Here is a 226-nt window from a genome sequence, read left to right on the forward strand (position 1 = left end):
ATCGGCGATGCATCGTTTCACTGCTGAGTTCGGGATGGGATCAGGTGGTTCCAATGCTCTATGGTCGTCAAGAAATTCGGGTACTGAGTCGTGACCGGTTGGCCTCGCTTCAGCAAATTGGGTATGTGATAGCTTCGGTGTTTTGTGAGTCTTTCGAACTTTCGGTTCGTTTCGTCTTCACACACCGCAATCTGGTCTCTTTCGTCTTTTCAACTAGGAGCATCAA

Annotated in this window: 1 rRNA gene; it reads right to left on the reverse strand. The window is 48.7% G+C overall.

What is annotated here, in order from left to right:
* A 5S ribosomal RNA gene (gene rrf / locus Q8X48_RS30115) occupies nucleotides 1-72 on the reverse strand; the annotation flags it as partial.
* Nucleotides 73-226: the final 154 nt, after the last annotated feature.

The organism is Pseudomonas sp. QLc11A, from assembly GCF_052112305.1.
In the GTDB taxonomy this organism is placed as follows: domain Bacteria; phylum Pseudomonadota; class Gammaproteobacteria; order Pseudomonadales; family Pseudomonadaceae; genus Aquipseudomonas; species Aquipseudomonas laurylsulfatiphila.